Below are 25,137 nucleotides of genomic sequence, written 5' to 3' on the forward strand. Positions count from 1 at the left end.
GGCTGATCCCTATCCGCCACAGCGAAAGCCTCCGCGGCCTGAATCCCGACAAGGTCACGCTGATCCGCATCCAGGGCGGCGGGCATAACAATCTCCCGTCTTTCCCGGAATACCATACGTTCATCCGCGATATCCTGCAGGAATAAATCCTGAATCATATGCAAGAGCCGCCGACATTACGCAGATATTTGAAAAAGATCGCCCTCTGGGCCATCTCCGTCTACCTCATAGCGGGACTGGTGCTGTATTTCATCCAGGACAGGCTCCTGTTCCACCCCGAAGTGCTGCCCGCCAATTACCAGTATAAGTTCGACGTGCCTTTCCAGGAAATGCTCATCCCGGTTAACAAGAAAGTGAAGCTGAGCGCGGTGTTGTTCAACGCGGAGCGGCCGCGGGGGATGGTGTTGTATTTCCACGGGAATTCGGCCAATATCAACCGGTATGCGAAATATATGCCCAATTTTACGAAGAACGGGTATGATGTGCTGATCATGGATTACCGGGAATTCGGGAAAAGTACGGGCAGGCTGACGGAAGCCGCTTTATATGAAGATGCGCTCCTCATGTACAAAGTGGCACGCACCCGCTTCGCGCCCCACCAGATCGTGATTTACGGGAAGTCCCTCGGCACGGGGATCGCCACCCAGCTGGCGTCTGTCAGGGACTGCCGCCGCCTCATCCTGGAAACGCCATATTACAGCATCGGGGACGTGGCCGCGGAAGCTGCGCCCATCTATCCCTACAGCCTCATGCTGAATTACAAGCTGCCAACCCACGAATTCCTGCCCAAAGTAACCGCCCCCGTCGTGGTGTTCCATGGCACCGACGACGATACCGTGCCTTACGCCTCGGGCGAAAAGCTCCGGTCCCTGTTCAAGAAAGGGGATACGTTGTTTACCATCGAAGGCGGGGAGCATAATAACCTGAACGATTATCCCTTCTTCCACCAAAAACTCGATTCCGTCCTGCAACTGTAACGGCGGACTGCTTTCTTAGCGCACTTCGGTCAGCGAAACGCCCCGGGGCGTCACTTTCAGCTCGTGGGGGATGCCCATTTTGAGCGCGAAGTTCTCGTCCTGGTGCCCGACGGGAAAGTTGTAGCACACGGGATAGTCGTATTCCGCCACCATGTTCCGGATGATTTCGAATTCGGTTTGCCCGAACGGGGTATCCGTTTCGCGGGGATCGGCGAAGGAGCCTACCACGAGCCCGGCTAGCTGATCGAGCCAGCCGGCGCGCTTGAGGTTGTACATCATGCGGTCCACATTGTAACGGTATTCGCCGATGTCTTCCAGGACGAGGATCTTTCCCTTGGTATCGGGCTGGGAAACGGTGCCGGAAACGTTGGAAAGGAGGGTGAGGTTGCCGCCGGTGAGGGCGCCGGTGGCTTTGCCGGGGCGGTTCATGCCGTGGGCGCCGGCCGCATAACGGCTGCGCTTGCCCGAAAGAGCGTCTTTCAGGCTGGAAACGTAGGCGTTATCCTTTGTGGCGGGCGTGATGCCGCTGCACATCAGGCTATGGATGCTGGGTATTTTGAAGGTGGATTGAAGATGGGTGTGGAGGACGGTGATGTCGCTATAGCCGCAAAGCCATTTGGGGAAGCGGCGGAAGCGGGCGAAATTGATCCGGTCGAGGATGCACACCATGCCGTAGCCGCCGCGGCCGAAGAGGATCGCCTTGATCTCGGGGTCGTCCATCATATCCTGTAGCTCTTCGAGCCGGAGCTCGTCCGGGGCGGAGAAATTATGGAAGCTGGTGCCTACCGTAATGCCCAGGTGTACCCGGTACCCCCAGGAGCGCAGTACTTCTGCCGCAAACTCGGCCGCCTGGAGCTCCATTTTGCTGCTGGGGCACATAATGCCTATGAGGTCGCCTTTTTTCAGATATGGCGGAATTTTGATCATTCGTCAGCGCTTTAGTTTACCTTTGCAGATTAGTAATAAAATCACAAATAACCTGCTTCGGGTGACCAAAGTAAGTGTTATTTTCAATTTTTTAACGGAGAATACGCTAATGGAAAAATTTAACAGATACCTGGTGACGGCGGCTTTACCCTATGCCAACGGACCGGTGCATATCGGGCACCTGGCCGGCTGCTATCTGCCGTCCGATATTTATGTGCGGTATCTCAGAGCCAGAAAGATGGACGTCAAATTCGTCTGCGGGACCGATGAGCATGGAGTACCCATCACCATCAAGGCCATGCAGGAGAATGTGAGCCCGCAGGACATCGTCGACAAATACTACGCCGTCATCCGCGACAGCTTCGCGGCGATGGGCATTTCTTTCGATATATTTTCCCGTACCTCCCGCCAGGTCCACCACGAAACGGCCGCGGCGTTCTTTAAGGAGATGTATGATAAAGGGCTGTTCGAAGAACGGGAGTCCGAGCAATATTTCGATGAAATCAAACAGGTATTCCTGGCCGACCGCTACATCATCGGCACCTGCCCCAAGTGCGGGAACGACCGCGCCTACGGCGATCAGTGCGAGCGTTGCGGCAGTTCCCTCAGTCCCGACGAGCTCATCAACCCCCGCTCCGCCCTCAGCGACGCGGTGCCGGTGAAGCGCAAGACGAAGCACTGGTACATGCCCCTCCAGCAGTACGAGCCCTGGCTGAAACAATGGATACTCGAAGACCATAAAGAATGGAAGAACAACGTGTTCGGCCAATGCAAAAGCTGGCTGGACAACGGGCTGCAAAGCCGCGCCATGACCCGCGACAGCAACTGGGGCATCAAGGTGCCGCTGCCGGATGCCGAAGGGAAAGTGCTGTACGTGTGGTTCGACGCGCCCATCGGGTATATCTCCGCCACTAAAGAGCTCACCGAGAACTGGGCCGATTACTGGTGCAAGGAAGACACGCGCCTGGTGCATTTCATCGGGAAAGACAATATCGTGTTCCACTGCATCATCTTCCCGGCGATGCTGAAAGGCCACGGCGGTTTCATCGTTCCCGACAACGTTCCCGCCAACGAATTCCTCAATATCGAAGGCGAAAAAGTATCCACTTCCCGCAACTGGGCCGTGTGGGTGCACGATTATATCCAGGATTTCCCCGACCAGCAGGACGTGCTCCGCTACGTGCTCTGCTCCACGGCGCCTGAAACGAAAGACAACGACTTCACCTGGAAAGATTTCCAGGACCGCAATAACAACGAGCTGGTGGCCAACCTCGGCAACTTCGTGAACCGCACGATGGTGCTCATGCACAAGCTCTGCGGCGGGAAAGTGCCGCCCATGCATGCATCTGTGAAAGACGCGGCAGACGACGCCGTATTCCAGGCGCTGCAGGATGCGAAGCTGAAAATCTCCGAGAACCTCGAAAACTACCGTTTCCGGGACGCACTGGCGGAGGTGATGAACGTTGCCCGCGAAGGCAACCGTTATCTCCAGGAAAAGCAACCCTGGATCCTGGCCAAGACGCCGGAACTGCAGGCGGCGAACCAGGAGAAGATCGACAACTGCCTGCACGTGTGCCTGCAGCTGACCGCCAACCTGGCCATTTTCCTCAATCCTTTCCTGCCGTTTACCGCGCAGAAAATCTGCCATATGCTGAAGGTGGTAGACAGGATGCTGGAATGGGAAAACGCCGGCAGCATGAAACTCGTGAGCGTAGGTTATACCTTGCGCGCGCCTGAACTGCTGTTCAAGAAAATCGAAGACGAGCAGGTGGCCGCACAGGTGGAAAAACTCCATGCCGGGCTGAAAAAAAACGCCGCCGCTGCAGCTCCTGCCGCAGCGCCCGTTGCGGAAGCCAAGCCCGCAAAGGCGGAAATCCAGTACGACGATTTCGCGAAGCTGGACCTGCGCGCCGGAACCATCACCCATGCGGAAAAGGTGCCGAAGGCGGATAAACTGTTGAAACTCACTGTGGATCTCGGCAGCGAACAGCGGACCGTGGTATCGGGGATCGCGGAGCACTACGCACCGGAAGCCATTATCGGCAAGCAGGTAACACTGGTCGCCAACCTGGCTCCCCGCAAAATGCGCGGCATCGAAAGCCAGGGCATGATCCTCATGGCGGAAGACAATGGCAAGCTCGTGTTCGTTAATCCCGATGCCACCGTGGCGCCGGGGAGCGGCATCAGCTGATCATGAAAAAATAATGTTAAAAGGCCGGTGAATTCACCGGCCTTTTTCGTTTCACGCAAGTTTTCAACCGTAAAAAATGTTAAATTCATTGCTCTAAAGCTGGAAATTATGCAAAGAAGGATCAACAAAGTTGCTGTGCTGGGCTCTGGTGTAATGGGCTCGAGGATCGCGTGCCACTTCGCCGGTGTAGGCGTGAAGGTGTTACTGCTCGATATTGTCCCGAAAGAACCGAACGAAAAGGAAAAAGCCAAAGGCCTGACGCTGGAAAGCCCGGCAGTCCGAAACCGCATCGTGAACGACGCGCTGCTGGCCGCCGTAAAATCCAATCCTTCCCCGCTTTATACGAAAGATGCCGCCAAACATATCACCACCGGCAATTTCGACGATGATATGAAATCCATCGCGGGCTGCGACTGGATCATCGAAGTGGTGGTGGAAAATCTCGATATCAAGAAGAAAGTGTTCGAACAGGTGGAGAAATACCGCACGCCGGGCACGCTCATCACTTCCAATACCTCCGGCATTCCCATACACCTTATGGCGGAAGGGCGCAGTGAGGATTTCCAGAAACATTTCTGCGGTACGCACTTCTTCAACCCGCCCCGTTACCTCCGCCTTTTGGAAATCATTCCCACCCCGCATACCGATCCGGCGGTGACGGATTTTCTCATGCATTACGGCGATCTGTACCTGGGTAAAACCACCGTTCTGTGTAAAGACACGCCGGCGTTCATCGCCAACCGCGTAGGCGTTTTCTCGATCATGGCTATTTTCCACATTATGCAGGAAATGGGGTTGGGTATCGATGAAGTGGATGCGCTGACAGGCCCGGTTATCGGCCGGCCGAAGTCCGCCACCTTCCGCACCGCGGATGTGGTGGGGATCGATACGCTTGTGAAAGTGGCGAAAGGTGTGGCCGAGAACGCACCGAAAGATGAAGCCCGCGCCATCATGGAGATCCCGCCGTTCCTGCAGAAAGTTGTGGAGAACAACTGGCTGGGCGATAAAACAGGTCAGGGCTTTTACAAAAAAACGAAAGGAGAAGGCGGAAAGGAAATCCTTACGCTCAACCTCCAGACTATGGAATACGGTCCGAAGCAGCGCGCGAAATTCGCGTCCATCGACGCGGCGAAGCCTGTGGAAGACCTCAAGCAACGGATTAAAATGCTGGCCAGCGCCGGCGATAAAGCGGGTGAATTCTACAAAAATTTCCACGCTTACCTATTCTCCTACATTTCCCACCGCATCCCGGAGATCGCGGATGATCTCTACAAAGTGGACGACGCCATGAAGGCGGGTTTCGGCTGGGAGATCGGCGCTTTTGAAACCTGGGACCTGCTGGGCGTGGAGAACGGTATCAAAACGATCAAAGACAAGGGCCTGACGGTGGCTGGCTGGGTGGAAGACATGCTGGCGGCCGGAGTGAAAAGCTTTTATAAAGTGGAAGGCGGGAAGAAATTCTATTACGACCTGGCTTCCAAATCATACAAGGCGGTTCCCGGCGCGGATGCATTCATCATCCTGGAGAACCTGTCCAACAACATCGTCTGGAAGAACAGCGCCTGCAACCTGTACGACATCGGCGACGGCATCCTGTCGCTCGAGTGGAAGACGAAGATGAATACCATCGGCGGCGAGGTGCTGGAGGGCGTGCATAAATCGGTGGACCGCGCGGAGAAGGATTTCCGCGGGCTGGTGCTGGCTAACGACGCCGCGAATTTCTCCGCGGGCGCCAACGTGGGGATGATCTTCATGTTCGCGGCGGAGCAGGAATACGATGAGCTGGATATGGCCATCCGCCTCTTCCAGCGGAGTACGATGCGTTTGCGGTATTCGTCGATCCCCGTTGTGGTGGCGCCTCACGGGCTGACGCTGGGCGGCGGTTGCGAAATGAGCCTCCATGCCGACGCGGTGCAGGCCGGGGCCGAAACGTATATCGGCCTGGTGGAACTGGGTGTGGGATTGATCCCCGGCGGCGGCGGCACGAAGGAGTTCGCGCTGCGCGCTTCCGATGAATACAAGGACGGGCAGATCGAAAACCCGATCCTGCAGGAGCGTTTCCTCACCATCGCGCAGGCCAAGGTGGCGACTTCCGCCGCGGAGGCGTTCGAACTGGGGATTCTCCGGCAGGGGACCGACGCGGTGAGCCTCAACCACAGCCGCATCATCGCCGACGCGAAGCAGAAAGCGCTGGAGCTGGCGGATGCGGGATATACCCGCCCGATCGAGCGGACGGACATCCGGGTGCTGGGGCGCGGTGCGCTGGGCGCGATGCTCACCGGTATCAATGCCATGAAATTTGCCAACTATATATCTGAACATGATGGAAAGATCGCCGGCAAGCTGGCTTACGTGATGTGCGGCGGCGACCTGTCGGAGCCCGCATTGGTGAGCGAACAATACCTGCTGGACCTGGAAAGGGAAGCGTTCCTGAGCCTCTGCGGCGAGCGGAAAACCCTGGAACGGTTGCAGAGCGTGCTGAAAACGGGCAAGCCGGTTCGTAACTAGTTTTTTATTTTCGCCATTCAAATCTGTCAACTTGGAAAACACACACATGCTATCCCTGCACCAGCTGTCCAAACGCTATGGGCCTGTCCAGGCGTTGAAAGGAGTTTCTTTCGACGTACCTGCCGGCAGCGTCTTCGGCGTATTGGGCCCCAACGGCAGCGGCAAAACGACGCTGCTGGGGATCGTGATGGACGTGCTGAAAGCGGACGCGGGCACTTATGCCTGGTTCGGCCAGCAGCCGCATCATTCCCTTCGCCGGAGAATCGGCGCCTTGCTGGAAACCCCTAATTTCTACCATTATTATTCTGCTATCCGCAACCTGCAGATAGCCGCGGCCATCAAGCAGCGCGGGCACGACGATATCGAGCGCGTGCTGAAGCTGTGCGGCTTGTGGGAAAGGAAAGATTCAAAGTTCAGTACCTATTCGCTGGGGATGAAACAGCGCCTCGCCATCGCCAGCGCGCTGCTTGGCAATCCGGAAGTGCTGCTGCTGGATGAGCCCACTAACGGCCTCGACCCCGCCGGTATCGCGGAGATCCGTGAGCTGATCAGGGAACTGGGGCGGCAGGGGACTACCGTTATCATGGCCAGCCATCTGCTCGACGAAGTGGAGAAAGTGTGCACGCACGTAGCCATCCTGAAAAAGGGCGTATTGCTGACTTCGGGGCATGTGGACGAAGTGCTGGCAAGTGAAGATATGCTGGAAGTGAGCGCCGTGGATAACGCCACATTGGAAAAGGTGTTGTCGGCCATGGCGGGGCTTCGCTCCATCCGCCGCCACAACGGCGGGTTCCAGGTTGTATTCGAGAACGGTTTCAGCGCGGAAGCACTGAACAAACACTGTTTCGAACAGGGCGTTACCCTGAATTACCTGGCGCTTCGCCGGAAGAGCCTGGAAGCGCGTTTCATTGAACTGACCAATTAATCCCACCGTCATGACCGAACTCTTAAAAATAGAATGGCTGAAAGTAAAAGCCTACCGTACTTTCTGGCTGCTTTCCGGGCTTTTTCTCGCGATAGTGCCCCTGATCCTGTGGTCGTACGAGCTGATCCTGAAAAACAGCAAGCAGATAGCGGCGTTCCTCGGGGCATTCAGCTTCCCGAAAGCCTGGGAAACATCCGCCTGGATCGGGAGCGCGATGTATCCTATCATGGGCATCCTGCTCATCATCTTCCTGACCAACGAAAATAATTTCCGCACCATCCGCCAGAACATCATCGATGGCTGGAGCCGGGATCAGTATATCCTGGCAAAATTCGGGGTGATGATTACGATGGCGTTGTATATGACCCTGGTGATCGTGGCCAGCGCGTTGTTCTTTGGCCTGCGATCCGGGCAGGGCGATCCTACAGACGGGATGGGCATGATCTGGTTGATATTTGTGCAGGCGATGGATTACCTGGCCGTGGCGTTGTTCCTGGGCGTTTTCATGAAGCGCGCGGGTGTGGCGATCGCGATTTATGTGATGTATGCTTATGTATTCGAGTTTTTCATCAGCCGGTTAATAGATTTCAAAGTGAAAGCCCACATGGGCGCCTTGTTACCGTTGGAATGCACCGACAGGATGATTCCGGGGGAAACGAAACTGGTGAACGAACTGGCGTCGCAAGGTGTAAAGCCGTTCGGGCAATCGACCTTGCAGATGATCGCCATCGGCTATATCCTGCTGTTTTGCTTCCTGGCATATCGCAGGTTGAAGCGCTCCGATCTTTAAAATCACCGTTAAAAATAGGAACAGCCGGAGGATTTGTGAACCGGTGCATGTACATTTGTTGATAAAAGTAAAAAGGTGAAGCAGGAAAAATTGATACTGGTGACGAACGACGACGGGATTACCGCCCCGGGCATCCGCAATCTCATCGAGGCGGTGCGCCCCCTCGGGCAGGTGGTTGTTGTGGCGCCCGACAGTCCCCAGTCCGGCAAAGGCCACGCCATCACCCTCGGGTTCCCGCTGCGGCTCAACCCCGTTGACATCTTCGAAGGGATCGAAGCCTGGCAGTGCTCCGGCACGCCGGTGGACTGCGTGAAGCTGGCCCGCGACAAGATCCTGCACCGTGCGCCGGATGTTTGCGTGAGCGGCATCAACCACGGCGCCAACCACTCGATCAACATCATTTACTCCGGTACTATGTCGGCAGCCATGGAAGCCGCGATAGAAGGAATTCCGTCTGTCGGCTTTTCATACCTCAACTATGCCTACGACGCCGATTTTTCCACTTGCCGGGAAGTAGCGCATGAAGTGACGCGCCGCATGCTGGAAACGCCGCTTCCCCCGCACACCCTGTTCAACGTAAATATCCCTGACGTTCCGGCAAAAGATTACAAGGGCATCCGCATCAGCCGCCAGGCCAACGCCAAATGGCAGGAAGAATTCGATGAGCGGAGCGACCCCCACGGCAAAAAATACTACTGGCTCACCGGCGCTTTCAAAAACCAGGACAGCGGCGAGGATACCGACGTCTGGGCGCTTGAAAACGGCTACACCTCCCTGGTGCCGGTGCAGTTCGACCTTACCAACTACCGCCTGAAACAACAACTGGAAGCCGAATGGAACTTCCGATAATCCTATGACCATGTTGAAACAAGACAAACTATCGTTGGGCATCATACTGGGGCTGCTGACCCCGTTCATTGCCTTCCTTTTATATTATTTCGCCGTATTTTACCCGAAAGGGCAGAGCCTGGGCGATGTTTTGACCCAGTTCAAAAACAACAGCTACCTCATCCCCAAAATCATCAGCATCTGCCTGCTGGCGAACGGTATCGTGTTTTACCTCTACACCCGCAAACGCCGGGACCTCACGGCCCGCGGGATTTTCCTCGTTACATTGTTATACGCAATCGTTATCTTGCTGCTTAAAATCATCTAAGAACGGGGCATGAAGTATTACATCATTGCGGGAGAAGCCTCTGGCGACCTGCACGGGAGCAACCTGATCCTTCAACTCAAACAGCAAGACCCTTCGGCCGACATCCGCAGTTGGGGCGGCGACCTCATGCAGCAAGCCGGCGCCAATGTGGTGAAGCATTACAAGGAACTCGCGTTCATGGGTTTTGTGGAAGTGATCATGAACCTCCGCACCATTCTTAAAAACCTCGAAATCTGCAAAGAAGACATCACCGCCTGGAAGCCCGATGTGCTCGTGCTCATCGACTATCCCGGGTTTAACCTCCGCATCGCCGAATGGGCCAAACAGCAGGGGATTAAAGTGGTGTATTATATCAGTCCGCAGGTATGGGCCTGGAAAGAAGGCCGCGTGAAGAAGATCCGGGAAGTGGTGGATAAGATGCTGGTTATCCTGCCGTTCGAGCAGGATTTCTATAAAAAGTGGGATTTTGAAGTGACGTATGTGGGGCACCCGCTCATCGAAGCCGTGAAAGCCGCACAGCAAGCCCCGCCGCTGCCGCCGTTTTCGGACAAGCCCATCATCGCGCTGCTGCCCGGTAGCCGGAAGCAGGAAGTCTCCAAGAAGTTGCCCGTCATGCTATCCGTGGCCAAATATTTCCCGGAGTACCAGTTCATCGTAGCGCAGGCGCCCAGCCTCGACGATGCGTTCCTGCGCCAGTACACGGATGCGTATCCCAACGTATCTACCGTCAGGAACCAGACGTATCCGCTGCTGCTCCAGGCTACCGCTGCACTCGTGACCAGCGGCACGGCTACCCTCGAAACGGCGCTCTTCGGCGTGCCGGAAGTGGTGTGCTACAAAGGGAGCCCGATCTCGTATTTCTTCGCCAAAAAGCTGATCAAGGTGAAATATATCTCGCTGGTGAACCTCATCATGGATAAACTCGTGGTGAAAGAACTGATCCAGCACGATCTGACCGAAGAAAACCTGCTGAAAGAACTCACCCTCATCTTAAAAGATACCGCCCGCCATCAGCAGATGAAGGCCGATTACGCCACGCTCTGGACGCTCCTGGGCGACGGCACCGCATCACAGAAAGCGGCTGCCGAGATCATAAAAGTAGTTAGCGGAAAATAAGCCTGTACAGCATTACCAGGATCGCGACCAGGAACATCAGGATGGAAATCCGGTTCATGCCGTGCATGAGCTTCGTGTTGGTGTTGAGCTGCTCGGATTTGTCGCGCTTGCGGATGAAAAGGTATTGCAATACCTGGTTCCAGATGCTTTTCATGACCCAAATATCCGAAAAGCCGTCCGATTCTGCATAATCTGTTATTTTTACCCGGTATTTAACCATTTTTCAGACAGTTATGAGGAGATTAATCGGGGTAATCGGGCTGGCGTTCGCCGCATGGCCCGCATTGGCGCAGCAACAGCAGGAACTGGATAAAGGCTGGGAATTCCGGCGGACAGACGAAAACATCTGGCGGCCGGCTACCGTGCCCGGTACCGTTCATACGGACCTGTTTGCCCACAAGCTGATTCCCGATCCTTTTGCCGGCGCCAATGAAAAAGGGCTGCAATGGATCGATAAAAAAGACTGGGAATACCGGACCACGTTCGATGTTCCTGCGGATATGGCCGGCCAGGACCAGCTCGCGCTCGACTTTACCGGGCTGGATACCTATGCAGATGTGTATCTCAACGACTCCCTCATCCTGCAGGCGCAAAATATGTTCGTGGGCAAACAGGTGGCGGTGAAGGGCATCGCCCGGCCACAGGGCAACCGCCTCCGGATCCTTTTCCACAGCCCGATCGTGCGGGATATGCCCAAATTCATGCAGGACCGTATCGTGTACCCGGCCGGCAACGACGCCAGCGATATCCCCCTCAGCGTGCACGCCCGGAAGGCGCCGTACCATTACGGCTGGGACTGGGGCCCGCGCTACGTAACCAGCGGGATCTGGCGCCCGGTGGTGCTCCGTTCCTGGAACAAACTCCAGCTCCGGGACGCCTGGATCAAACAACAGCAATTGACAGACGCCAGCGCCACCCTCGAAGCCACGCTCACCGTGGATGTGCAGCAGGCGGGGAATTATACGGCCGTCATCCACAGCGGCAGCAAGGCTTTCGTCGCGCAGAAGGTGCAAAGCGCCCTGCAGGCGGGCACGCAAACGGTGAATATTCCCTTCTCCATCCGCCAGCCGAAACGCTGGTGGCCGAATGGACTGGGTGAGGCGTACCTGTACCCGGTCACCGTTTCCATCCTCCACGGAAAAGACACCATCCAGCAAACCACCCGCCGCATCGGGCTGCGCACTGTGGAAGTGGTGAACGCACCCGATAAAGACGGCACTTCGTTTTTCGTGAAAGTCAACGGCCAGCCCGTTTTCATGAAAGGCGCGAACTATATTCCTTCGGATAATTTCCTCCCCCGCGTAACGGATGACCGTTACAGGAAGTTGTTCCGCGACATGGAGTTCAGCCATTTCAATATGATCCGTGTCTGGGGTGGCGGTATCTATGAAAACGATATTTTCTACGACCTGGCGGATGAGAAAGGCATCCTCGTTTGGCAGGATTTTATGTTCGCCTGTACGCTATATCCTTCGGATCCCGCGTTCCTGTCGCAGGTTCGGGAAGAAACGGCTTACAACATCCGCAGGCTGCGCAACCACCCGTCGCTGGCGTTGTGGTGCGGGAATAACGAGATCGGTGTGGCGATTAAAAACTGGGGCTGGAAAGATGGATACGCCTATTCCGACGGGCAATGGGCTTCGCTGTTGAAAGGCTATGAAACCTTGTTCCAGGAATTGTTGCGCGATGAAGTGAAAACGCATGACCCTTCACGGTTTTACCTGCCTTCGTCGCCCATCAGCAACTGGGGGCGCGCGGAAGATTTTAAGCATGGCGACAACCATTACTGGGGCATCTGGCATGGCATGGAGTGGTTCGAAGCATTCAATACGCATGTGCCGCGCTTCATGAGCGAATTCGGTTTCCAGTCGTTCCCTGATTTGCATACCGTTCGCAAATTTGCGGATTCTACGCAGTGGGATTTGCATTCCTTCGTGATGCAATCACACCAAAAATCGCTTGCCCGCGGCAACGCCGCCATACAGACGTACATGGATCATTACTACCATCGTCCGAAAGATTTTGCCGGGTTCCTGTACATGAGCCAGGTATTGCAGGCGGAAGGGATGAAAATCGGGCTGGAAGCGCACCGGCGCAATATGCCCTACTGCATGGGCACGCTGTACTGGCAGCTGAACGATACCTGGCCGGGGCCTTCCTGGAGCAGCATCGATTACTTCGGCCGCTGGAAAGCATTGCAATACTTCGCGCAGAAAGCGTTTACGCCCATGCTGGTAAGCCTGGTGGAGGAAGAAGGGCAGGTGCGCGCATACGTGGTGAATGATTTGTGGAAAGACGAAAAGGTAAAACTCGAACTGACGCTGATGGATTTGGAAGGCAAAATCCTCCGGAAAATCGACCAGCCGCTGACGGCCAAAGGTAATACGGCAGCAGTGGCCTGGCGGATGGAGAAAGAAGCGTTTTTACAAGGCGCCGATCCCCGGAAGGTAATTTTGTATGCCAAACTGGTAAACGAAAATCAAACCCGGACGGAGAATGTGTTTTACTTTGCCGCACCCCGCGACCTGGCACTGCCCGTTCCGGATATTCAAACAGAAGTGAAAGCAGCAGGCGGTAAGATACTGGTGACCGTTCGGTCCGCGAAGCTCGCCAAAAACGTTTGGCTGCTGCTGGATAAAGACGACACATCTCATTTTTCCGATAACTTTTTCGACCTGCTGCCAGGTACGAGCAGAACGGTGGAACTGGAAACCAGCCTGGGGCTGGATGCCGTGAAATCGCAATTGCAAACATGGCATGTAGGCGTTGTAACGAAGCCGTAAGCAGAAAATATAACAGTGAACATTAAACAGTGAACAACATGATGAAGATGAAGCATTTGATATTGGCAGGCTGTATGCTGGCAGGCGTTTCGGCGCAGGCGCAGAACGAGCCTTATGTAAAAGAAACAGACCCGCTCGTGCTGGAAAAGCTGGAAGCATGGCAGGATTGGAAGTTCGGGCTGATGATGCACTGGGGCACCTATTCCCAGTGGGGGATCGTGGAATCGTGGAGCCTCTGCCCGGAAGACGAAGGCTGGACGCAACGCCAGCCCGCAGGTATTCCTTACTACGACTATGTGAAGAAATACGAGGCCCTGCCCAATACGTTCAACCCGGTGAATTTCGATCCCGCCAAATGGGCGACCGCGGCTAAAAAAGCCGGGATGAAGTACATGGTCTTCACCACCAAGCACCACGACGGCTTCAATATGTTCGACACCAAACAGTCGGACTACAAGATCACCGCGCCCAACGTGCCTTTCAGCAAAGATCCCCGGGCCGACGTTACAAAGGAAGTCTTCAACGCATTCCGGAAAGAAGGCATCCACATCGGCGCCTACTTCTCCAAACCCGACTGGCACGTGGATTCCTACTGGTGGGATTACTTCCCCCCGAAAGACCGCAACCCCAGTTACGAGCTCGCCAAATACCCCGAGCGCTGGAATGCCTTCAAGAAATTCACCTTCAACCAGATACAGGAACTGATGACCGGCTATGGCAAGGTCGATATCCTCTGGCTCGACGGCGGCTGGGTTCGCCCCCTGAACATGCATACCAAGGAATCCCTGTCGTGGAACAAGACCCCGGCGCAGGACCAGGATATCGATATGCCCGGCATCACCGCCATGGCGCGTAAGAACCAGCCCGGCCTGATCGTTGTAGACCGCAGCGTGCACGGTCCGTACGAGAACTACCGCACCCCCGAGCAAACGATCCCCGACAAGCCGCTGGATTACCCCTGGGAAACCTGCATGACCATGGGCGGCTCCTGGAGCTACGTGCCCAACGATCAATACAAACCTACAACTGCCATCATCCATAACCTGGTCGACATCGTGGCCAAAGGCGGCAACTACCTCCTCAACATCGGCCCCGGCCCCGATGGCACCTGGCACGAAGAGGCGTACCGCAAGCTCGACAGTATCGGTTCCTGGATGCAGGTTAATGGTAACGCGATTTACGGCACGCGCTCCGTGGCGCCTTACAAAGATGGTAAAGTGTGCTTCACGCAGAAGCGCGACGGCAGCATCTACGCCATCTACCTGCTGGACGCAGGCGAGCAATTGCCCGCCGTGATCCGTTTTAACGGTATCCAGCCTAAGAAAGGCGCGAAAATCCAGCTGCTGGGTTACAAAGGCAAGCTCAGCTGGAAAGCGCAGGACGGCGCGGTGGAGATCAGGATCCCCGCGGCCGCGCAGAAAGCAGGCTTGCGATATGCGGCAGCCATCCAGTTGCAGTAATCTGAAATCGAGATATACAGGAAAGCGGGCTTTACAGGCCCGCTTTTTTTGTGCGTGGTTTGATCCAGCTGCCGGTCCGGTACACCAGCCCGAAGTTCAGGGTGATGGCCTGGACCATCCTTGGCGGGCCGCTGCGTTCGATGGGCTGGTTGATGGCGTTCATATCGGCGTCGAAGTCCAGCGTGCTATCGTTGCCATCTATATGCACAGGGTGGCCGGAGACCCGCAGCTGGTAGAAGAATTGAAAGTGCCTACGGCCTATACGGTGCGTAAATGCGGGTTCGGTGAGAAAAAATATCCTGCCGTCCAGCCGTTCGAATCTTGCGCGGTTTTCCGGGCGTTGCTCCCATGCGCGGGGACCGCTTTTCATGTCATGGAAGTTGACGGCGGATAACCGCCAGCTGAATATAAACTCCGACACACCGTGCTGCAAACTCGCAGATCCCTGGATGAACGCCCGGTGCAGGCGGTTGCTGATCCTGTAGTCGTTTTTATGAAACGGGGTAGCGGGATGCGGTGTGAAATTACTGTCCATCGTCCGATAGCCGCCGTAGCTGTAGCCTCCCATGACTTCCAGCCGCATATTCCGCCCGCCCCGGGTTTTGAAAGGATAGTTGTAGACTAAGCCCACTTCCAGCTGACCTCCCCGCGTTTCATTATCGGCATCATATCCCAGGTGCCGCCGGCCGCGGTAAACTGTATCCTGCGTAGGGTTCATGACAGGCTCTTTGGAAGGCTCCTCGTCGCCCAGGAGTGCGCGTTGCAGCCAGCGGGTAGTAACGTTGCCATTGACGGAAATGCCCCAGCGGTCGGTGAGCGCATAGGCAAACTGCGCGTCGTCCGGCGCTATCGAAAGGTGGACTTGATTTTTCTCCCGCAACATAGGCGCGGCTACCTGCGTGGGTACGTACGTGACGCGGGGCGAGCATGCGGCGAATATCAGCAGGAAGAATACGGGGGACAGGTGTTTAATCGCGTTCATGTCTTTGCGGAGGTTTGGGGAATAATCTGAATTTGCCGGGTCTCTTCCCGGGGATCCATTTCCCGGTACGGTAAATGATGCCGCATGTGGCGGTGAAGCCCTGGAGCATGACCGGCGGGCCGTTGCGTTTGTAGTTGGAAGATTTGACGTCCAGGTTTTGGATTTCGTCGTCGCCGTAGCCATGCAGGGGATGGTGGGCGAGCCGCAACTGGTAGAAAAGTTGGAAATGCCTCCGGCCGAAACGGTGGGTAAATGCAGGTTCCGAGATGGGGAAAACCTTTCCTTCCAGCCGCATAAAGCGGTCCCGGTTCTCCGGGCGTTGTTCCCATGCGAAGGGCGAACTCGCCATATCATGAAATCTCACCAGCGAAACCCGCCAGGAGAAGATCATCTCGGAAAATTCCCGCTCCCGCGCAATCGAAACCTGGCCGAATGCGCGCTGAAAGTTGTTGCTGATATGGAAATCCTCTTTTCGCAATAACGACCCTGGGAGTGGCGTGAAATTGCTGTCCATCGTCCGGTAGCCGCCAAACCCGTAACCGCCCATGAATTCGAGCCGGAGCGGTTTGGCGCCGGGTGTTTCGAAAGGCACATTGTACACGGCGCCGATCTCGATCTGGCTACCCCGCGTTTCATCGTCCCGGTTTATTTCGACCGGCCGGCGATTGCCTGCCAGCGTATCGAAGTTGGGCCTGAAGTCGCCGTCGCGGTGGCGCTGTAACCAGCGGGTAGTCCATTGCCCGTTCACGGAAACGCCCCAACGGTCGGTGATGGCGTAGGCGAACTGCGCGTCGTCGGGAGCGAGCGAAACCCTGATGTCGTTTTTCTCTTTGAGCATCGGCGCGGCGATCTGAGTAGGTACGTAAGTAACCCTTTGGACCAGGCGGCAAAGCATGCCGTGGCAATCATCAAACAGTATAGGAATAATTTCATGATAACGGGGAATGCGGTAAAGGTTGATACTATTGAAACGGCAGTAGCGGGAGATTAGTTACAGGGCTGCGGGATAAAAAGAAGCCCCCCGGCAAGCGGAGGGCTACTTTCAAAATAAGTTTCGTTTCATCAATCCTTCAGCCATTTCCCGAAATTGAGGGAAATGCCGGTGTTGAAAGAGAAAGGCTGGAAGTATTCGTTCAGGGTCGGGCCCGCTTCCACACCATCCGAGCGCAGGGGAACGGAGGCGCGTAGCTGCCAGAACCATTTGATATGCTTGAATCCCACGCGCACGGTAGCCGCCGGTTCCATGAAACCTACCACCTTGCCGTCCAGCCGCTGGAAATCCGTCCTCATATTGGGATCGCCTTCCCAGGCCTGGGTGCCGCTGGACACATTATTGAAATTCACCAGCGAAAAACGGGTGGAAAACGCTACTTCCACCACCTTGTGGGACAATCCGAACGAAGGCTGGATAAAGAATTTATGAAACTTTGCGCGCAACCGGTATGCATCGTACCCCTGCACGGAATCGGGTTTGTACAGGTACGCGCCCTCCAGGGTCCTGAATCCGCCGAAACCATAACCGCCGTATACTTCAAACACCGCTTTCTTCGAAACACCGATCGCTTTGGTGTATCCCGCTCCCAATTCGAACAAACCGCCGCGGGTATTGGGGTCCACGAAAGGATCGTCATCGCCCGCATCGCCGTCCAGCGTGATCAGGCGCGAGATATATTGCCCGTTGGCCATCACGGCGAAATTATCAGTCACGGCATAGGCGGCCTGCCAGTCGGACAGGGAAACGGAAGCTTTCACTTCTCCTTTTTCCTTGAGCAGGGGAACATTGATCTGGTTGGGAACATAAATGTTTCTGTTACAGGCGATGAAAGCCATGGCGGGCGCCAGTAGAAACAGGTAGCATTTCTTCATACTAAAGTTGTTGTAGGTTGATCGGCTATAGAACGGATGTAATTGTTGTTAGGTTACAGCGTGGACGATTCCCGCTGGATTAATTCCACCTCGAACACGTAATTCTTGACGATTTTGATTTTCTCTTCTTTATTGATCAGCTGGACGAGCGTTTCCACCGCCTTTTCCCCCATTTTATAACCCGATTGTTCGATGGTGGTGAGGGAAGGGCTGATGATCCGGGAGGAAAGGTCGTTCGAATACCCTACCACTTTGATCTTCCCCGGAATATCGATCCCTACTTTCCGCGCTTCCTGGATAAAAGCCACGGCGGAGCTGTCGTTGGCCGCGAAAAGGCCGTCGGGCAGCTCTGTCCCCGCAAAAATCTGCCTGGCCGCCTCGGCACCCGCGTCGAGCGTGAGGTTATGGACGTACAGGAGGGATTCGTCGTAGGGGATCTTATGCTTGGCCAGGGCGGCTTTGTAGCCTGCCAGGCGCTGCTGGTAAAGGTTGCATGTCAACTGGCCGGAGAAATGCGCGATGCGCTTGCATCCCTGTTTGATGAGGTGCTCCGTGGCCAGGTACCCGCCTTTGAAATCGTCGCCCGTGATCGTGTAACCGGGGAAGTCCAGCGGTACGCGGTCGAAAAACACGAGCGGGATGTTATTTTTGATGAAAGGGGAGAAGTGGTCGATATTGGTCGTGAACATGGAGGAGGCCGCCAGCAGGCCGTCGACCCGCAGCGAAAAGAAGGTGTGCGCCAGTTCTTTTTCCATGGCCACCGTTTCGTCCGACTGGCCGATCACGATACTGAAACCATATTTATGGGCTTCGTGCTGGATACCGCTGATGGCAGTGCTCTGGAAGTACATGCTGGTGCGGGGTACGATCAGGCCGAGGATGTTGGACCGCTTTTTACGCAGGCTCGACGCGATCCAGTTGGGCACGTAACCCATATTGGCGGCGGCATCCTGCACTTTGGTGCGGGTTTCTTCGTTGATCAGCGGGTTGTTCTGCAACGCGCGCGATACCGTGGAAGCGCTGAGCCCCAACGCCTGGGCGATGTCGTAGATCGTGATTTTGTTGGTGTTAGGACGTTCTTTCACGGTGTTGACAGTAGATTTAGGGCGATATTAAGAAAATTTATTGATAGGTGTATTTTTGCACCCGATGAGACGGATGAAACGAACCTATCGCATTGCCAAGTATGTGATTTACCGGGAGACGCTGATCGACCGGAAAGATATGGCCTGGTCGTTCCTCGGGGCTTTCCTCGGGGTAGGGCTGATCGGCATGATCAATCATTTTTACCTGCCCGCCAAAGACAACCTGTTCGTGCTGGGCTCCTTCGGCGCCTCCGCGGTGCTGATATACGGGCATACCCAGAGCCCCCTGGCGCAGCCGCGCAATGTGTTCGGCGGGCACGTCCTGAGCGCGGCAACGGGCGTTACCATCGGCCTGCTGATTTCCTCCCCCGAGTGGGAATGGCTGGCCGGGGCGCTGGCCGTGGCCTGCTCGATCGTGGTGATGCAGATGACGAAAACGGTGCATCCGCCCGGAGGCGCCACCGCCCTGCTGGCCATCGCCGGCAGCGAGAAGATCCGGGCGCTGGGGTACCTGTACGTTCTCACGCCGGTGGCTTCAGGGGTAGTGCTGTTGCTTCTGGTGGCTTTTGCCGTCAACAACATCCCCGGAAACCGGAACTACCCCGCCGGAGGGAGGTGGTGGTAAAAAACGGCGCTACGCAGATACAATGCATACCCTCAACATAATTTTACCCCTGTACTTTTATTAGTATAGGGAAAATGACAGGACCGCCTAATCATGGGCGGTCCTTTTTTATGCAAAAAGCCGTATCCGGTGAAGGATACGGCTTTCGCGACTTATCAATTTATCAACCGTGGTAATTAACCTTTCGGGTTCAGGGCCTGGCCGATACGCTCGGAGAGGTCCTGGAGGTGGAAGCGTGTCATCTGGTCGGGCGCTCCTGCCGCAGCGGAACGAACTTCGGAACGCAGGGTGGTCAGTTGCGCGCGGGCGATGCTGGCCGCGTCGGAGGTGAGCGGGTTGGGACCGGCGCTCATCATCATCATCGGGCTGCTGCTGGTCTCAGGCGCCTTGATCAGCTTGCTCAGCTGGGCTACGTAAGCTTTCTGCAGGTTGCGGCGGTAGATGTCCACCGATTTACCGGCATAGATCTCGGAGAAGATGCCTTTTTTCAGGTCGTTCGCGTAGTCAACAGCCTTGTAAGCTGCGGGATTCACGGCTTCGTTGTTCAGCAGTTTCACGAAAGTGTTGGTGCTGAGCAGGCGGCCGAGCACTCTTTCCTGCTGGCCGAGGATGAGGGAGGGGGCATTGCCGCCTACGCGCTCCAGGATGTCCTTGTTCAGCAGCCAGGTGGGCGTGGTGAACAACTGGGCATTGAGGAACCGCAGCGCTTCCTGCTGGGTGGCTTTGGAAACATGCTCGTATACGGCGCCGGACTGCTCAACGGTTTTAGGCGTTTCGTAGATACCGGCGATGTTTTTGGCTACGTGGCCGTTGTAGCGGCCGAACTGGCCCAGGAGCTCCTGGTACATGGTCTGCAGGTTGGAATAGCCTTCGTTTTCGGTACGGGTCCAGGCGGCCAGGTTGGGCAGGATGCGCTGGAGGTTTTTAATACCGTATTCGCTGGCTTTCATGGCGTTATCGCCAAGGTCCTCGTTCTGGCTGCGGGGATCGTCCGGGTTGGTTTCGGTGCCGAACCAGTAACGCTTGTCCTGCAGGCGGTTGATTACCCATTTGTTGAGGGTGGCTTTCTCTGTATCCGCGTTGGTGCCGGGGATGTTTTTGTAACCCCATTCGATGGCCCATTTGTCATAGTAATTGATGCGGGGGTAGAGGTCGGCGCCGGAAATGCCGTCGCCGGGCTGCGCCACGTAGTTGAAGCGGGCGTAGTCCATGATGGAGGCGGCGTGGCCGTGTTCTTTCACCCAGTTTTTATCGCGCAGTTTTTCTACGGGATAGGTGGAGCTGGAGCCGAAGTTGTGGCGGAGGCCAAGGGTGTGGCCAACCTCATGGCTGGAAACGAAACGGATGAGATCGCCCATCAGCTCGTCGTCGAACTGCATTTTGCGTGCGCGTTCGTCGTTGGGCGCAGCCTGGATGAGGTACCAGTTGCGGAGGAGGAACATCACGTTATGGTACCAGTTGATGTGGCTTTCGAGGATTTCACCGGAGCGGGGATCGTGTACGTGGGGGCCGGATGCATTGGGCACGTCGGACGGTTTATACACGATGGCGCTGTACCGGGCGTCTTCCAGGCTCCAGGTGGAGTCTTCGGCCGGGGTTGGGGCCATGCGGGCGTAGATGGCGTTTTTGAAGCCTGCCTGCTCGAAGGCGCCCTGCCAGTCGTTCACACCCTGGATGAGGTATTTACGCCATTTTACAGGAGTAGCGGGATCGATGTAGAAGATGATGGGCTTTTTGGGCTCCACCAGTTCGCCGGCGCGGAATTTCTCCATGTCTTCCGCTTTGGGCTCGAGGCGCCAGCGGGTGATCATGGTGAGTTTTTTCACACCCTGGGGGTCGGCATCGAAGTCGGTGAGGCTGGTGGCGAAGTAACCGACGCGGGGATCGAAGTAACGGGGTTCCATGGGCACGGCCGGGAGGAGGACGATGGAGCTGTTCAGCTCCAGGGTAGCGAATCCGCCGCCTTGCGGGGGCATGCCGGGCATGGGGGAAGTTCCTTGTTTGGCATAGGTTTTAACCGTCTTGATCTCGATGTTTTCGGGATAGGACCTGACGTCGTTGATGTACGACTTGTCGGGCTGGGCCCCGCCGAGTTTGAGGGCGCCTTTCACGGAGTTGTCGAAGAACAGGATGTCGTTGTCACCCGCGATGTAATCGGTGAGGTCCACCACGGAGCCTTTGCCGTTTTTGGAGAAGGCTTTGATGTCGAAGGATGCTACGATGGGCTGGATGTTGGAGTTGGTCACCGAGTTGAACATGGGTTGCGTCGAGTCTTTGGAGCGCTCGGCGAAGGAGATGTTCTTGAGGAAGACGCGGTTGTTCGGGCCTTTTTCGAAGCGGATGACGGTTTCGTTGATCTGGTCGCCGGCGAAGCCCATCATGCGTGCGCGGAGGCCTGCGGCTGATTTGGAGATGCGGCTCACCACGAGGAGGTCGCGGCCGAAGAGGGCATCGGGGATTTCGGCGAAGAAGCGGTCGTCCTGCTTATAAATGTTGAACATTCCGGAGTCGGCGACTGCGGAGGCGTTGATGACATCCGCGAACTTTTTGGGTTGCGGTTTGGGCTGACCGGCGGGCCTCATCGGGCCGTTGGGCCTGGCGGTTGTGTCTTTGGCCGGGGACGCTGCGGCAGGAGGTGTTTTTTCGTCTTTCTTCCTGCGCTGGGCGTGGGTGGCAGACGGCATCAGCAGTGCTGTGCACAAAACGCCTGTGACGGCAGCGGCAAAGGTGCGCTGTAGTTGCATGTTCGTGGTGATTGGTTTTTGTGTAGTAAATAATAAGCGGGGCAAAAGAAAGGTAAGAAAGTCATAATAAATCGTTAAAATCCATAAAAGACGAAAAATGCATTAAGAGCGGAAAGTAAAAAACTGTAAATTGCCCGAAGGCATTCCCGGTAACGGAAGCGTTACTGCGGTGGGAATGCATACGGGGGCCATGAAATAGAATCGTAAGTATTTAAAATTTCTGTTGGAACATTTGGAAATTTTCTTAAATTGTGCGTCCAACTTTGAAAAAATATCAATCGATTCCCCGGCGGCGACCATGGGGCTAAGTTGGGAGAGGACAGTAAGAATAACATTATTTATTTTTTCTATCTAAGTGTTTGCTCAATAAATGTGAAGGGGAGAAGAATGCCCTGTGGTAGGGGCTTTGTGAAGCTTGGTTAAATTTTTGGGTGACACTTGTTTTTTTGAGGAAGGCTTATAACTTTGCGAATCACTGATTATAAGCGGATTATCTGTGTATATTGTGAAATCATTGCGATCTAAAATTTTAATTACTAACAAACAAACAGTTTAATTTTTAACACTAAAATTCAATCAACATGGCTGAGACTAAAACAACTGTGACTGCAGCTGCTGCCAAAACGACTTCTCACCAAGCCAAAAAATCGTCCAATTTATTTGCGATCCTGGCTGTACCCATTTGTATCGCCATCGCGTACATTTTCTACATTTTTGTATTGGGCAATCCTGCCAACTTTATCGGTAACGACCCTAACAACCACCCGGTTGAGGCTGGTATCGGTAAATGGTTTGGTACCATTCACAAGGGAGGGGCTATCGTTCCTATTCTGATCTCAATCCTGTTGATCTGTATTACTTTCGTAATCGAGCGTTTCCTGTACCTGTCCAAGGCTAAAGGCAAATTCAGCGGTTCCGAACTGGTTCGCAAGGTTCAGTATCACCTGGCTAACAAGAACGTAGACGCGGCATTGGCTGAGTGCGACAAACAGAAAGGTTCTGTAGGCAACGTACTGAAGGCTGGTCTGAAAAAGTACAAGGAGATGATCAGCAACACCGATCTGGACACTGATCAGAAGATACTGACGATCAAGAACGAAATCGAAGAAACCACCGCCCTGGAACTGCCGATGATGGAAAAGAACCTGGTGTTCCTGTCCACGATCGCTTCCGTAGCTACGCTGGTAGGTCTGTTCGGTACCGTACTCGGGATGATCAAGGCGTTCTCCGCGATGTCTACCGGCGGTGCTCCTGATTCCGCTGCGCTGGCATTGGGTATCTCTGAAGCACTTATCAATACCGCTCTGGGTATCGGTACTTCCGCTATCGCGATCATCATGTACAACTACTTCACCACCAATATCGACAGCATCACCTACGCTATCGACGAATCTGGCTTTACTTTGACACAGTCTTTCGCAGCTAACCACAAATAATTCGTAAATTATTGTGGAATTCCGCGCGAACTGAATCTAATTAAGTGAACCAAACAAAAGGAGTGTAAGATGCCAAAGGTAAAAATGCCAAGGAAAAGCACCCTCATCGACATGACGGCGATGTGTGACGTGGCTTTCCTGCTGCTGACCTTCTTCATGCTCGCCACCAAATTCAAGCCGGACGAACCGGTTGCGGTGGTGACACCCTCCTCCATCAACACCCAGCTGCTGCCGGATTCCGATGTGATCCTGCTGACAGTGGACAAGGACGGGAGAGTGTTTTTCAGCATGGACGGTCAGCCCAAAAGAAAACAACTCATCGAAGATCTGAATACCAATTTCAAGCTTGGGCTTGGAACCGAGGAAATCAAGAACTTCCAGGTTGGTTCCAGCGTCGGAGCGGACTTCAAATCGCTGAAACAGGTTTTAAACATGTCTGGCGACGAGCGTAAGAACAGCAAAATTGAGAAGGGTATCCCGATGGATTCCACGAACAATGAGCTGGCCATCTGGCTCGAGTATGCCCGTGCCGCGCAAGGGAACAATCAAAAGCTGAAATATTGCATTCAGGCTGACAACGAAACGCCTTATCCCGTTATTAAACGGGTGCTGGACACCTTCAAGGAAAAGAAAATCCAGAAATTGAATCTGGTGACCAACCTGAAGGCTAAGCCGCCGGGATCCGCTGCCGCCCTGTATGAAGAGCAGCAACAGGACAATGCCCATTAAAGCATGATCCTGCCAGTAAACAACTTTAATTCATCAAAAAAATATTGCTACCATGGCTGAAATGGATACCAGTAGTCAGGGCGGTGGTAAGAAGAAACACGGGGTCACGAAGTCCAAAAAGCTTTCAACCCGTGTGGACATGACTCCGATGGTGGATCTAGGGTTTCTCCTGATCACCTTCTTCATGCTCACCACCACCATGTCGAAGCCCAAGACTATGGACCTGATCATGCCCAAGGATACAGAGAAGGAAGAAGAGCAGAACAAGGTGAAGGAATCCACCGCTCTTACCATCCTGTTGGGCAAAAAAGACCAGGTTTATTACTACGCAGGGTTGGCGCAGGATCCGAATGCCTCCAGCAACCCGGACTTCTTCAAGGCGACTACCTTTGCCAACACCGGCGGCATCCGCGATATCATCATCCAGAAAAGGGATGAAGTAGCGCGCCTCCGGAACCACAAGGGCGAGCCTGAGGACGTGGTTGTCATCATCAAAGCTGACGATGGCGCGACGTACGAAAACTTTGTAGATTTATTGGATGAAATGGCCATCAACCGTATCCAGCGTTATGCTACGGTGGATATCAGCGACCAGGACAAGCAATGGATCAAAGCTACCGAAGCCACCAACGGCATTCAGTAGTATGGAAAACAATCATTTTTTGCATCCATCAATAAACGTGTAACAATGGATACAGCTAAAATTCTCAAGTCCGATTTTCTTGACATCCTGTTTGAAGACAGGAACAAGAACTACGGCGCTTACGATCTTCGCAAGAAGTACGACAAGCGCGTTCGGAACTCTATCCTGGGGACGGCTGCTCTGGCGTTACTGGT

The 25,137-nt window shown here is 54.9% G+C and carries 21 protein-coding genes; 14 read left to right on the top strand and 7 right to left on the bottom strand.

Features of this window, described 5'->3' with window-relative positions; genetic code table 11:
• The first annotated feature begins 188 nt into the window (after window positions 1–188).
• A complete protein-coding gene (locus Q0510_RS22540; RefSeq protein ID WP_298716755.1) occupies window positions 189–977 on the top strand; it encodes an alpha/beta hydrolase in 789 nt (262 codons plus the stop codon).
• 15 nt (window positions 978–992) lie between these two features.
• On the opposite strand, the gene Q0510_RS22545 is transcribed toward Q0510_RS22540, so the two are convergent.
• Complete coding sequence (locus Q0510_RS22545; RefSeq protein ID WP_298716758.1) at window positions 993–1,904, bottom strand: LD-carboxypeptidase; 912 nt, start codon at window positions 1,902–1,904, stop codon at window positions 993–995.
• 109 nt (window positions 1,905–2,013) lie between these two features.
• On the opposite strand from Q0510_RS22545, the gene metG reads away from it, so the two are divergent.
• From metG to lpxB, 7 genes are all read left to right on the top strand, one after another.
• Window positions 2,014–4,095 (top strand): methionine--tRNA ligase, encoded by a 2,082-nt coding sequence (gene metG / locus Q0510_RS22550; protein WP_298716760.1) that lies wholly within the window; start codon window positions 2,014–2,016, stop codon window positions 4,093–4,095.
• 108 nt (window positions 4,096–4,203) lie between these two features.
• Complete coding sequence (locus tag Q0510_RS22555; protein ID WP_298716762.1) at window positions 4,204–6,603, top strand: 3-hydroxyacyl-CoA dehydrogenase/enoyl-CoA hydratase family protein; 2,400 nt, start codon at window positions 4,204–4,206, stop codon at window positions 6,601–6,603.
• Between the two features lie 31 nt (window positions 6,604–6,634).
• Window positions 6,635–7,528 (top strand): ABC transporter ATP-binding protein, encoded by an 894-nt coding sequence (locus Q0510_RS22560; RefSeq protein WP_298716765.1) that lies wholly within the window; start codon window positions 6,635–6,637, stop codon window positions 7,526–7,528.
• A 10-nt stretch (window positions 7,529–7,538) separates the two neighbouring features.
• Window positions 7,539–8,318, top strand: coding sequence for an ABC transporter permease subunit (locus Q0510_RS22565; protein ID WP_298716768.1), 780 nt, complete (start codon window positions 7,539–7,541; stop codon window positions 8,316–8,318).
• A 75-nt stretch (window positions 8,319–8,393) separates the two neighbouring features.
• Complete coding sequence (gene surE, locus Q0510_RS22570) at window positions 8,394–9,167, top strand: 5'/3'-nucleotidase SurE (protein ID WP_298716771.1); 774 nt, start codon at window positions 8,394–8,396, stop codon at window positions 9,165–9,167.
• 10 nt (window positions 9,168–9,177) lie between these two features.
• Entirely contained in the window at window positions 9,178–9,474 is a 297-nt protein-coding gene (locus Q0510_RS22575; protein WP_298716774.1) for a hypothetical protein, read from the top strand.
• Window positions 9,475–9,483: 9 nt separating this feature from the next.
• On the top strand, window positions 9,484–10,590 hold the full coding sequence (gene lpxB / locus Q0510_RS22580) for a lipid-A-disaccharide synthase (RefSeq protein WP_298716777.1): 1,107 nt from the start codon (window positions 9,484–9,486) through the stop codon (window positions 10,588–10,590).
• Here the strand turns inward: lpxB and Q0510_RS22585 are convergent.
• Complete coding sequence (locus Q0510_RS22585) at window positions 10,577–10,744, bottom strand: DUF6728 family protein (RefSeq protein WP_298716780.1); 168 nt, start codon at window positions 10,742–10,744, stop codon at window positions 10,577–10,579. The genes lpxB and Q0510_RS22585 overlap by 14 nt on opposite strands.
• Before the next feature lie 79 nt (window positions 10,745–10,823).
• Between Q0510_RS22585 and Q0510_RS22590 the strand changes: the two genes are divergently transcribed.
• Complete coding sequence (locus Q0510_RS22590) at window positions 10,824–13,373, top strand: glycoside hydrolase family 2 protein (RefSeq protein WP_298716783.1); 2,550 nt, start codon at window positions 10,824–10,826, stop codon at window positions 13,371–13,373.
• 38 nt (window positions 13,374–13,411) lie between these two features.
• The gene (locus tag Q0510_RS22595; RefSeq protein ID WP_298716784.1) at window positions 13,412–14,833 is read left to right on the top strand and encodes an alpha-L-fucosidase; all 1,422 of its coding nucleotides are present in this window, start codon (window positions 13,412–13,414) and stop codon (window positions 14,831–14,833) included.
• Window positions 14,834–14,864: 31 nt separating this feature from the next.
• Here the strand turns inward: Q0510_RS22595 and Q0510_RS22600 are convergent, their stop codons facing one another.
• From Q0510_RS22600 to Q0510_RS22615, 4 genes are all read right to left on the bottom strand, one after another.
• Window positions 14,865–15,815 carry a hypothetical protein gene (locus Q0510_RS22600; RefSeq protein WP_298716786.1) on the bottom strand — a complete coding sequence of 317 codons (951 nt, stop codon included), beginning with the start codon at window positions 15,813–15,815 and terminating at the stop codon, window positions 14,865–14,867.
• Window positions 15,802–16,653, bottom strand: coding sequence for a hypothetical protein (locus Q0510_RS22605; protein ID WP_298716791.1), 852 nt, complete (start codon window positions 16,651–16,653; stop codon window positions 15,802–15,804). Before Q0510_RS22605 ends, Q0510_RS22600 begins: the two co-directional genes overlap by 14 nt.
• A 224-nt stretch (window positions 16,654–16,877) precedes the next feature.
• Window positions 16,878–17,681, bottom strand: a complete 804-nt coding sequence (locus tag Q0510_RS22610) for a hypothetical protein (protein WP_298716793.1) — start codon at window positions 17,679–17,681, stop codon at window positions 16,878–16,880.
• A 53-nt stretch (window positions 17,682–17,734) separates the two neighbouring features.
• Complete coding sequence (locus Q0510_RS22615) at window positions 17,735–18,766, bottom strand: LacI family DNA-binding transcriptional regulator (protein WP_298716796.1); 1,032 nt, start codon at window positions 18,764–18,766, stop codon at window positions 17,735–17,737.
• Window positions 18,767–18,839: 73 nt separating this feature from the next.
• Between Q0510_RS22615 and Q0510_RS22620 the strand changes: the two genes are divergently transcribed.
• Window positions 18,840–19,391 (top strand): HPP family protein, encoded by a 552-nt coding sequence (locus Q0510_RS22620; RefSeq protein ID WP_298716799.1) that lies wholly within the window; start codon window positions 18,840–18,842, stop codon window positions 19,389–19,391.
• 176 nt (window positions 19,392–19,567) lie between these two features.
• On the opposite strand, the gene Q0510_RS22625 is transcribed toward Q0510_RS22620, so the two are convergent.
• Entirely contained in the window at window positions 19,568–22,135 is a 2,568-nt protein-coding gene (locus Q0510_RS22625) for a zinc-dependent metalloprotease (RefSeq protein WP_298716802.1), read from the bottom strand.
• 581 nt (window positions 22,136–22,716) lie between these two features.
• On the opposite strand from Q0510_RS22625, the gene Q0510_RS22630 reads away from it, so the two are divergent.
• The 3 genes from Q0510_RS22630 to Q0510_RS22640 all read left to right on the top strand — a co-directional run bounded on the left by Q0510_RS22630 (window position 22,717) and on the right by Q0510_RS22640 (window position 24,943).
• On the top strand, window positions 22,717–23,571 hold the full coding sequence (locus tag Q0510_RS22630) for a MotA/TolQ/ExbB proton channel family protein (RefSeq protein ID WP_298716805.1): 855 nt from the start codon (window positions 22,717–22,719) through the stop codon (window positions 23,569–23,571).
• Between the two features lie 84 nt (window positions 23,572–23,655).
• Window positions 23,656–24,300 (top strand): biopolymer transporter ExbD, encoded by a 645-nt coding sequence (locus tag Q0510_RS22635; protein ID WP_298716808.1) that lies wholly within the window; start codon window positions 23,656–23,658, stop codon window positions 24,298–24,300.
• A 52-nt stretch (window positions 24,301–24,352) separates the two neighbouring features.
• Window positions 24,353–24,943: a biopolymer transporter ExbD gene (locus Q0510_RS22640; RefSeq protein WP_298716811.1), complete on the top strand. Its 591-nt coding sequence runs from the start codon at window positions 24,353–24,355 to the stop codon at window positions 24,941–24,943.
• The last annotated feature ends 194 nt before the right edge of the window (window positions 24,944–25,137 follow it).

This window comes from uncultured Chitinophaga sp. (genome assembly GCF_937874145.1).
In the GTDB taxonomy this organism is placed as follows: domain Bacteria; phylum Bacteroidota; class Bacteroidia; order Chitinophagales; family Chitinophagaceae; genus Chitinophaga.